We start from the raw sequence: 8,839 nt of genomic DNA, 5'->3' as shown, positions 1-8,839 counted from the left end.
GGGCGCCCCCCGCCGGGGCGCCGCCGGTCGCGGTGGCGCCGCTCACGACAGCGCCTCGATCGCCTGCTTGCCGCCCTCCAGGAACTCCGGCCAGGGCCCGCCTTGCTCGGTGCCGCGCGGCTCGACCACGCCGTGCCAGAACTTGTTGAGGATGGCCAGGTCCTCGGGGGTGCGGCGGGCCAGCGAGCCCACCATGGAGGAGGCCAGGGTGCCGGCGCGCAGGGTGCTGTCGCCGAAGAAGTGGCTGTGCAGGATGGCGTCCTCCAGCACCCCGATCTGCTCGGCGGTGGACAGCGCCGNNGGCGGCCGCCGCCGAGGCGGCCCGCAGGTCGGTGAAGCTCTGCAGCAGCACGTCCAGCAGCGAGGGCGGCACCTCCAGGGAGATCTCGTGCCGGCGCAGCAGCTCGGTGGTGCGGAAGCGCACGATCTCGGCCTCGCTGCGGCGGTTGGAGACCACCGGGATCTTGACGAAGTTGAAGCGCCGCTTCAGCGCCGAGGACAGGTCGTTGACGCCCTTGTCGCGGCTGTTGGCGGTGGCGATGACCGCGAAGCCGGGCTTGGCGAAGACGGTGTTGTCCTCGTTGAGCTCGGGGATGGACACGTACTTCTCCGACAGGATGGAGATCAGCGCGTCCTGCACGTCGCTGGTGGAGCGGGTCAGCTCCTCGAAGCGGCCGACCGCCCCGCGCTCCATGGCGGTCATGATCGGCGAGGGGATCAGCGCCTCGCGGGACTGGCCCTTGGCGATGACCATGGACACGTTCCAGGAGTACTTGATGTGGTCCTCGGTGGTGCCGGCGGTGCCCTGCACCACCAGGGTGGAGTCGCCGCACACCGCCGCCGACAGCAGCTCGGCCAGCCAGCTCTTGCCGGTGCCGGGGTCGCCGATGAGCAGCAGGCCGCGGTCGGAGGCCAGGGTGACGATGGCGCGCTCGACGAAGGAGCGGTCGCCGAACCACTTCTGGGCGATATCGCGCTCCAGGCCGTCGCCGGGCTCGGAGCCCAGGACGAAGGCCCGCACCATCTTGGGGCTGAGCCGCCAGGAGGAGGGTTTGGGGCCGTCGTCCACCGACGCCAGCCAGGCCAGTTCCTCTGCGTACTCGACCTCGGCGGGGGCGCGCAGCATCTGGTCGGTCATTCGGGGGTCCACTCCTAGCCGAGAAAGTTCTTCAGCTCGAAGACGAGCTTGTCGATGTGCCCGGAGAGCACGGGGGTTCCCATGTCCTTGAAGCGCTGGCGGAACCAGGGGTTGACGCTCTGCCGCCCGCCGCTGGTGACCGACCCGACGGGGATGAAGCGCACGCCCGAGCGGTGCAGGGCCTCCATGCCGCCGAAGACCGGGCGCTCGTTCCACTCGAAGAAGTCGGAGATCCACACCACGACGGTGTTGCGCGGGTCGGCGACCTTGGGGCGGACCTGCTCCAGGGCCGCGCGGCCGTCGGTGCCGCCGCCCAGGCGGGTGCGCAGCAGCGTCTCGAAGGGGTCGTGCACCCAGGGGGTCAGGTCCAGGGCGCGGGTGTCGTAGGCGACCAGGTGCACGTCGACCTTGGGCAGCCCGGTGAAGATGGAGGCCAGGATGGTGCAGTTGACCATCGCGTCCACCATCGAGCCCGACTGGTCGACCACGACGATCAGCCGGGCCGGCTCGATGCGCTTGGCGGTGCGCCGGTAGAACAGCCGGTCGACGTAGAGCCGCTGGTCCTCGGGGTTCCAGTTGGGCAGGTTCTTCCAGATGGTGCGCTGCAGGTCCAGGTTGCGGAAGACGCGCTTGGGCGGCACCGAGCGGTCCACGGTCCCCGCGGACGCCTGGCTCACCCGGGTGCGCAGCACCTCGGCCACCTCGTCGACGTAGCGGCGGATCAGCGCCTTGGCGTTGGCCAGCGCCGTGCCCGAGAGGTGGTCCTTGTCCCGCAGGAGCTGCTCGACCAGCGACATGCTGGGGCTCAGGCGGGAGGCCAGGTCGTCGTCGGCCAGCACCTCGCGCAGCCGCATCCGGCGCACCAGGTCGCCCTCCAGCTCGCCCAGCGAGCCGCCGAGCCCGCCGTCGCGGGGGCGCCCGCGCAGCGACCCGGGGGCGTGTCCGAAGGCCTGCTCCAGCCACCCGGCGTCGGACTGCCAGGCCGACAGGCGCTCGGCGGTGACGTCGCCCGAGCCGGTGGAGAAGACGTTGAGCAGCAGTTTGGACATCAGCGCGGCGCGCCGCACCTCCTGCTCGCCCACGTCCCCGCCGTCGGGCGCGGGCGGATCCTCGGGTGCGGCGTCGCCGGCGGCGGCCTGCGACAGCGCCTCGAACTCGGCGGCCAGGCCGGGGAAGCGCTGCACCAGCGTGTCCACGGTGACCCCGGGGTCCATCAGGGCCGCGGGCAGCCCGGCGTCCTCGGTGGCGGCCACCCCGGCCGACTCCAGGGCGGGCTGCTCCTCGGCCCCGGACAGGCGGGCCAGCAGGCGCCAGTACAGCACCTGGCGGCGGTTCTCGTGGGGGTTGGGCCCCTCGTGCGGGCCCTCGTGTGGGCCCGGGGGCGGGGCGGGCGGGTCGGTTTCGGTCTCGGCCATGCTCACTTCCTCAGCAGCCGTCCGGCGCGCTCGCGGAGCGTGCCCAGGGGGTCGGTCTTCTTCAGCGCCGAGGCGTACTTGGGGTCGGTGGGGCCCATCGCCCAGTCCGCGGTGTGGGTCTGGGAGGCGGGGGCCTTCTTTGCGGCGACCCCGAGCGGCTGCACCGACCACCCGGTTCCGGCGTCCCAGCGCATCAGTCCGATGCAGGCCCCGGAGGCGGCCGCCGCCTTGAGGTCGAGGGACGAGCTCTCGGGCAGGCGGTGCAGGGACACCGGGAGCCGCGTCCCGTCCAGGTCCAGGTCCAGCCCGGGGGCCGGGCTCCGCTTCTTCTTGGCGGCGTAGCCCTCCAGCAGCACGGGCTCGGCGATGCGCGCCGGGTGGCGCTCCAGGGGCGGCACGGCCGGGGCGAGGGCGTCCTCCAGGTGCAGCCTTGCCGCGGCGAACCGGTCGGCGGGCTCGCCGGGGCGGGCGCGCTCGTCGTCCCAGAGCAGGTCGCCCCCGTGCAGCAGGGGCATGCCGGCCACCTCCAGCGCGTGGTGCCCGGCCAGGGCGCCCAGGAGCACGGAGTGGCCGGCCAGCAGGCCCCAGAGCGACTCGCGGGTGAGCACGTCGACCTTGGGAGCCGAGGCGGCCGCGCGCACCAGGCGGGCGGGGTCGCCGCCGGAGGGTTCGAGCACCGCGTGCACCTGCACCTGGAAGGCGGTGGGGTGTTCGTGGACGTCGGCGCCCAGCGGCAGCAGGCGGCCGGAGACCTCTTCGGCGGGGGCGCCGGGCCCGGCGGGGGAGGCGTCCTGGGCGAGCAGGACCGCGCGGGCCCACAGGTCGCTCCACCGGCGCGCGGGCGGGTCCGCCTCGCCCGACAGCGGGCAGTGCGCGCGCAGCTCGGCGCCGAGGCCGTCGATCAGCACCGCCAGGCGCCTGCGGGAGGGGTCCTCCAGCAGCGGGGCCAGGGCGGCGTCGGCCCCGGCGGCCAGGTCCCGGTCGATGCCGCGCCAGCCCGCCACGGCCAGCTCGGCCAGCCAGGAGCGGGCGCCCTCCAGGGCCGGGTCGGCGCCGCCGGCCCCGCCGGCGGGGGAGGCGGCGGATTCGGGGAGGTCGTCGCGGGGGCGGCCCAGGGCGGTGTCCGCCTGTTCCAGGAGGGCGTCGTGCACGGCGCCGGCCAGCGCGGTGCGGGCCCCGGCCAGGGCGGCCGGGGCGGGGCCGGTGGGCCGGCCCGACCCCACGGCGTCGACGGCCGCGCGCACGGAGGCGGCCAGCGGGGTGGAGCCCGTGGCGGCGGCCAGGTCCTCCAGGGCGGCGGTGCCCTGGGCGCCGGGGCGGGCCAGGCCGTCGGCCAGGACGGCGTCCAGGCCGTCGGTGAGCTCCAGGGCCTCCTCGACCCCGGGAGGGGCGGAGTCCAGCAGTTCGGTCAGGCGGGCGGGGAGCATCAGAGCGCCCTCCCCGCGGGGAACCAGTGCATCTCGGGGAGCGGGGCGGTGGTGCCCGGCAGTTCCAGGTAGGACAGGTAGCGCAGGAAGCGGGTGAAGACCACGCCGGTGGGGCCGGGCTCCACCGGGCCGCTCAGCGCGGACAGCGCGGCCTCGGGGGCCTGGTCGGGGTCCAGCCGCAGGTAGGCGGCCACGCGCTCGGCGCCGTAGTGCCGCCGGGCCTCGTCGAGGAGGGCGCGGATGTGCTTGCAGGGGGCGCCGCCCAGCCCGCCGCAGGGGCGGTTGTTGTTGGTCGCGCAGCTCAGGGCGTGGGAACCGGCGGAGACGGAGGAGACGTAGACGCGCTCGCCCGCCGATCCGCTGGAGACCACCCCCTGGACCCGTCCGTCGGCGAGTTCGACGTAGGGGACCTTGGTGAGCTTGCGGGCGTGGACGGGCGGGACCAACGGCACCGTGCTCGGGGGTCCGGGGGCGTGGGGAGCCACGGCATCACCTTCTCGGGGAGGGCACGTTCGGGTGGGCCGACGGACGGCGCCCGGAACGGCGGTTCCGGGCCGGTCGTCGATCGGCGATGGTGTATTCCTATCGGCCCCCGGTGACAGAAACGGAGCCGGAGGGGAGCGGGAGGCCCGAAGCGGCAGGCGCTCCGGTGCGCCCGGAGCGGGACCGGAGGCCGCGGCGCCCGCTTGGGGCCGTGGCCGTTGGAGCGGTGTCCTTTCCGTCCGGCCGGTGCGGCGCCGTCGTGACGGCTCGGTGCCGGGTCGGGCCCCTTCGAAGGCCTGACCGGCGTCCCTTCTGTCGGCGGACGGGCTAAGGCCGCCCGACCGACGGCGGCTGCGGCCGCCGGAAACGAGACCACTCCAACGGAGGCCCTCACGCTTGGGCGCAGGGCTCGGTCCGATGCCCTCTTCCGGTATAGGGGTGTCCGCCCGTGGGCACGGCGCATTCGAGCCGCCCCCGGCCGGGGGCGTGTCCGCCGCCGGCGGGCTGTCGGCCAGGGGTCGATGGAGGGAAGGTGCGTGCGGACCCGCGGTACCGCCGTCCCGGAGAGCGTGTGCACCCCGGCTTCGTTCCCCGCGGTGCCGGTCTGTCCCGAGCTCTGGTCGGGGCCCTGTCGCCGGCGGCTCATGGGCTCCCGTCGGCCCCTGTCAGGCCGGCACGGCTACCAGGGCAGCGTCGGCGCGCTGGGGACCAGGTGGGCGGTGAAGCCCGCGTCGACCAGGGCGGCGTAGGCTTCGCGGACCTGCGGCGGGACCTCCACGGGGGCGCTCCATCCCCGTTCGGCGTAGACCGCCAGGCGCTGCAGGTCCCCGACGAGGAACGCGATCAGCTCCTCGGGCCGGTGCTCGTCGTCGGTGTAGCCCTCGTACCCGCCGCTGAAGGCGTTGAACGCCCACGTCACCCCCGGCCAGTGGACGGCGGCCGAGGCCAGGGCCCGGCGGGCCATGTAGGGCTTGGCGGTGGCCACGGCCGTGCGCACACCGATCCCGCGCTCCTCGCACAGCCGGCGTGCACAGGAGAAGTTCTGGCCGGTGTTGGTGGCGCGGTCCTCGAGCAGCACCGCCTCGGGTGGCAGGCCGGAGGCCTCGGCGAAGACCTCGGCCTCGGAGCGGGCCCAGCGCCGGTGCCCGTCGCCGCCGCCGGTGCGCCGTCCCCGGTCGCCGGAGAAGACCACGAGGGGAGTGGCGCCCCGGCGCCAGAGCCGGGCCGCGTGGTGGGCGACGCGGACGTCATGGCTTCCCAAGGCGAGGACGATGTCGCCCTTAGGGGCGCCCTGCCCGTCGTCGGTGGCGGGGGCGGTGTGGAAGTCCCACAGGACCCTCGCCCATGCGTGCTCCTGCGCACCGACGGTCGATGTGCGCGCGTTCCCGGCCGCTTCCACAGAGTCCACGCCAGGCACACTAGCGCCGCCGGGCCCGGTGTGCGGCCGGGGAGGGGGCGGGGCGGTGTCCCGGCCGTTGCGCGCGGCCCGGGAGGGGGGACGTCCCTCCCGGGCCGCTGCCGCTGCGGGCATGCGCGCCGCGTGTTCTGCGGGACGCCATGGAGCGGCCGGCGCTCCGGGGAGGGCGGCGTCCCGCCGTCGGCGGGGTCCGTCCCGCCGCGGCCGTCTCAGTCCACCCCCGGCGCGCGCCGTGACGCAAGGGTTGCGGAGAGTTGCATGCGTGATGGGCATCACATCGCCGCCGGGCGGGTGGTCCGGGACGCGAGGGGTGCATGACCTGCGGCTCGGCCGGAATCGCCGACCGGGCGACCGGGTGGTCGGACGGTCGGGCGACGTTCCCGCGGTCCCCTCGGAGGCCGCGGCGCTCCCGCGGTGCGGTCGCGCCGGGGCGAGAGAGCCGCGCTGCGGGCCGGGGGACGGTCCCGACCCGCAGCGCGGCCCGTCCTGGGCGGACGCTTCATGAGGTGGTCGATCGGCGCCCCCGAGGGCGGCGCCCGTGCGCGATGCACATGCATCGAACGGACCAGGAATCTAGTGGAAAGAGAGGAATCGGGGCCAGGAGTCACCTTCCGTGAAGAAACCGGAAGGACGGTTTTCTGGGTACGGAGCGTGAGCAGGCGCCGACGCCCGCATGTGAAATGCCCGCTTCGGCCGCGATGTCGGTCACGGGTCGTGGCCGGTCCGGCCGATCACGTAAGCAGAACCGGAAAGGAATGACCGGATCAGGACAATCTTCCCGGTGAGGGTTTCACGTGTAACGTCGCAGGTCACGGAGGTATTGTGTGCACTCCGTAGTCGACGCACGAAATGGGCCCGCCCGCACGAAGTGTCCCGGTTCGCCCCCGCCGTGCGTGCTAGAGCACGCCCGAACGGGCCCTTCTCACCGGAGCCGCTGCACGGGCCGGCGGCGTGCCGCCCCCCGGTCCCCGCCGGCGCGGCGGCCGCGGTCCGCAGGACGTCGCCTCCGGCTTCGACCCCGGAACCCGCACCTGCAGCCCGTGACGCCGTGCATGCGCGCGTCCGGGAGGGCGGTGTGCGCGACGGCGGTACCCGTGGCCGCACCCGGCCCCGCCTGAAGCGCCCGTCCGGGCGGATTTCGACGGGTTCCTCCGGTATCTTGCGGCGTCGGACGCCATCACGACGCGCCATCGGCCGACTCTGTACGGTGCGCCTCCGTGGCCACAGGCGGTGGCCGCCTGCGCACCGGCGCCGGTGCGCCGCCCGCCGGGCGTCCTGCGAACCCCTCCCGATACGGAATGACGAGGACATGAACGAGCGTGCCCCGTATGCGGCCATCCCCTTCCGGCGCGTCGGCGCGGCCGCAGTGGCCCTTCCCCTGACGCTGGCGACCGCATCGTGCGGCCTGTTCGGCGGCGGAGGCGGTGGCGCCGGCGGGGGCGGCGGAGGTGGCGAGGACGCCGTCGAACTCCCCGAGGCCTTCACCCGGGACGCCATGCTCTTCAACTCCGCCGGGGAGAACCAGCGGGCCCGGGTCGAAGTGGTGGCCGTGGAGTCCACAGACGCCTCCTCGGCGGTGCACCTGGACCTGACCAACCTCGGCGAGACCGCCGAGGGCGTCGACCTCGCGGCCACGGAACCGTTCCTGTTCGACCCGGTCGAGGGCACCGCCTACCCCGCACTGCGCGACGGCCCGGTCGACTCGGCCGCCGCCGACGCCTACGGGAGCCACGACGACGGCGCGGACGTGCCCTTCTTCGCCGGAGCCGTCAACGAGATGCGCCTGTACTACCCGCCCCTGCCCGAGGAGGTCGAATACGTGACCTTCGTCGGCCTGGGGGCGGGCGCGATGACCGGTATCCCCGTCGAGCGGGTCGACGGGCACCGCCCGGTCCCCGACCCCGGGGTCGACGGGGAGAACAGGGAGCCGGAGGAGGGGGAGCGCTTGGTTTGGCCCGTGCGCGAGCCCGACGGCGGTGAGCGCGGCGACACCGTCGACACGGTCGGCCTGGTGGAGGGCGGCGGCGCGGCGGTCTCCCGCAACGGCGACCAGGAGACCGTCTCCCTCGACGCCGACGTGCTCTTCGCCTTCGACGAGGCCGAGCTCACCGACGAAGCGGCCGGTCTGCTCGCCGGAGCGGCCGAGGCGGTCACCGCCCACGCGGCCGGCGGCGGGGGCACCCTGACCGTCACGGGCCACAGCGACGGGGTCGGCGAGGACGCTTACAACCGGGAGCTGTCCGAGGAGCGCGCCCGGGTCGTCCGCGAGGAGCTGGAACCACTCCTGGGCGACGGGTTCGACTTCGAGGTGTCCGGAAAGGGGAGCGCCGAGCCGGTGGCCGAGGAGGGCGGCGCCGACGACGAGGAGGCCCGCCGCCTGAACCGCCGGGTCGAGCTGTCCTACACCGCGCGGCCCCTGGCCGGTGCCGCCGACCGGGGCGCGGGCGCCGGGGCGGGCCTGGAGGCGGCCGAGCGGCACGTGGCCGCACCGGCCTCCTACCGGGCGGACCCGGGCCGGGCCGCGGCGGAGCTGGAACACGGAGGGTTCACGCTGTCGGCCTACCCGCTCGTGCGCGACGGCGCCCACGTCATCGCCGAGTTCGACCTGGCCAACACCGGCGCGGCGCCCGCTGAGCCGGACCTGGGCGGCCAGAGCTCGGCCCGGGGCACCTCGCTCAACGGCTTCCGGCTGGAGGACTCCTCCCCGGAGCTGACGCGCTACCCGCTCGTGTTGGACGTGGACGGCGAGTACCGGGCGTTCGCCGAGTGGGCGCGGGAGATCGCTCCGGGTGAGGAGTTCCGGCTGGTGGTGGTCTTCCCGGCGCCGTCGGAGGATGCCGGGTCGGTGTCGCTGGAGGCGGGACCGTTCGGGGCGGCGGACCTGCCGGTCGAGTGAGGGGAGGCGCCCCGATCCTGAGGCGCTGGAGCTGTACCGGCTGAGGAGGGACCTGGACGAGGG

The 8,839-nt window shown here is 74.9% G+C and carries 6 protein-coding genes; 1 reads left to right on the top strand and 5 read right to left on the bottom strand.

Annotated features, from left to right (window positions below; genetic code table 11):
• From D450_RS29580 to D450_RS0106035, 5 genes are all read right to left on the bottom strand, one after another.
• Window positions 1-1,024: ATP-binding protein (locus D450_RS29580; protein ID WP_449289454.1), on the bottom strand; the 1,024-nt coding region annotated here is incomplete at its 3' end.
• 128 nt (window positions 1,025-1,152) lie between these two features.
• Window positions 1,153-2,553 (bottom strand): VWA domain-containing protein, encoded by a 1,401-nt coding sequence (locus D450_RS0106050; RefSeq protein ID WP_017537782.1) that lies wholly within the window; start codon window positions 2,551-2,553, stop codon window positions 1,153-1,155.
• 2 nt (window positions 2,554-2,555) lie between these two features.
• Window positions 2,556-3,980 (bottom strand): hypothetical protein, encoded by a 1,425-nt coding sequence (locus tag D450_RS0106045; protein ID WP_017537781.1) that lies wholly within the window; start codon window positions 3,978-3,980, stop codon window positions 2,556-2,558.
• On the bottom strand, window positions 3,980-4,426 hold the full coding sequence (locus D450_RS0106040) for a hypothetical protein (RefSeq protein ID WP_017537780.1): 447 nt from the start codon (window positions 4,424-4,426) through the stop codon (window positions 3,980-3,982). Before D450_RS0106040 ends, D450_RS0106045 begins: the two co-directional genes overlap by 1 nt.
• Window positions 4,427-5,142: 716 nt before the next feature.
• Window positions 5,143-5,871 (bottom strand): YdcF family protein, encoded by a 729-nt coding sequence (locus tag D450_RS0106035; protein ID WP_241483075.1) that lies wholly within the window; start codon window positions 5,869-5,871, stop codon window positions 5,143-5,145.
• Window positions 5,872-7,189: 1,318 nt separating this feature from the next.
• On the opposite strand from D450_RS0106035, the gene D450_RS0106030 reads away from it, so the two are divergent.
• Entirely contained in the window at window positions 7,190-8,776 is a 1,587-nt protein-coding gene (locus tag D450_RS0106030) for an OmpA family protein (RefSeq protein WP_017537778.1), read from the top strand.
• The last annotated feature ends 63 nt before the right edge of the window (window positions 8,777-8,839 follow it).

This window comes from Nocardiopsis halophila DSM 44494, from assembly GCF_000341245.1.
Classification (GTDB): Bacteria; Actinomycetota; Actinomycetes; order Streptosporangiales; family Streptosporangiaceae; genus Nocardiopsis_A; species Nocardiopsis_A halophila.
This window is presented reverse-complemented; position numbering and strand designations above follow the sequence as displayed.

Bases quoted from the DNA above. Each gene is read 5' to 3' on its own strand.
- D450_RS0106050 (WP_017537782.1), bottom strand. From the start codon at position 2,553: ATGGCCGAGACCGAAACCGACCCGCCCGCCCCGCCCCCGGGCCCACAC.
- D450_RS0106045 (WP_017537781.1), bottom strand. From the start codon at position 3,980: ATGCTCCCCGCCCGCCTGACCGAACTGCTGGACTCCGCCCCTCCCGGG.
- D450_RS0106030 (WP_017537778.1), top strand. From the start codon at position 7,190: ATGAACGAGCGTGCCCCGTATGCGGCCATCCCCTTCCGGCGCGTCGGC.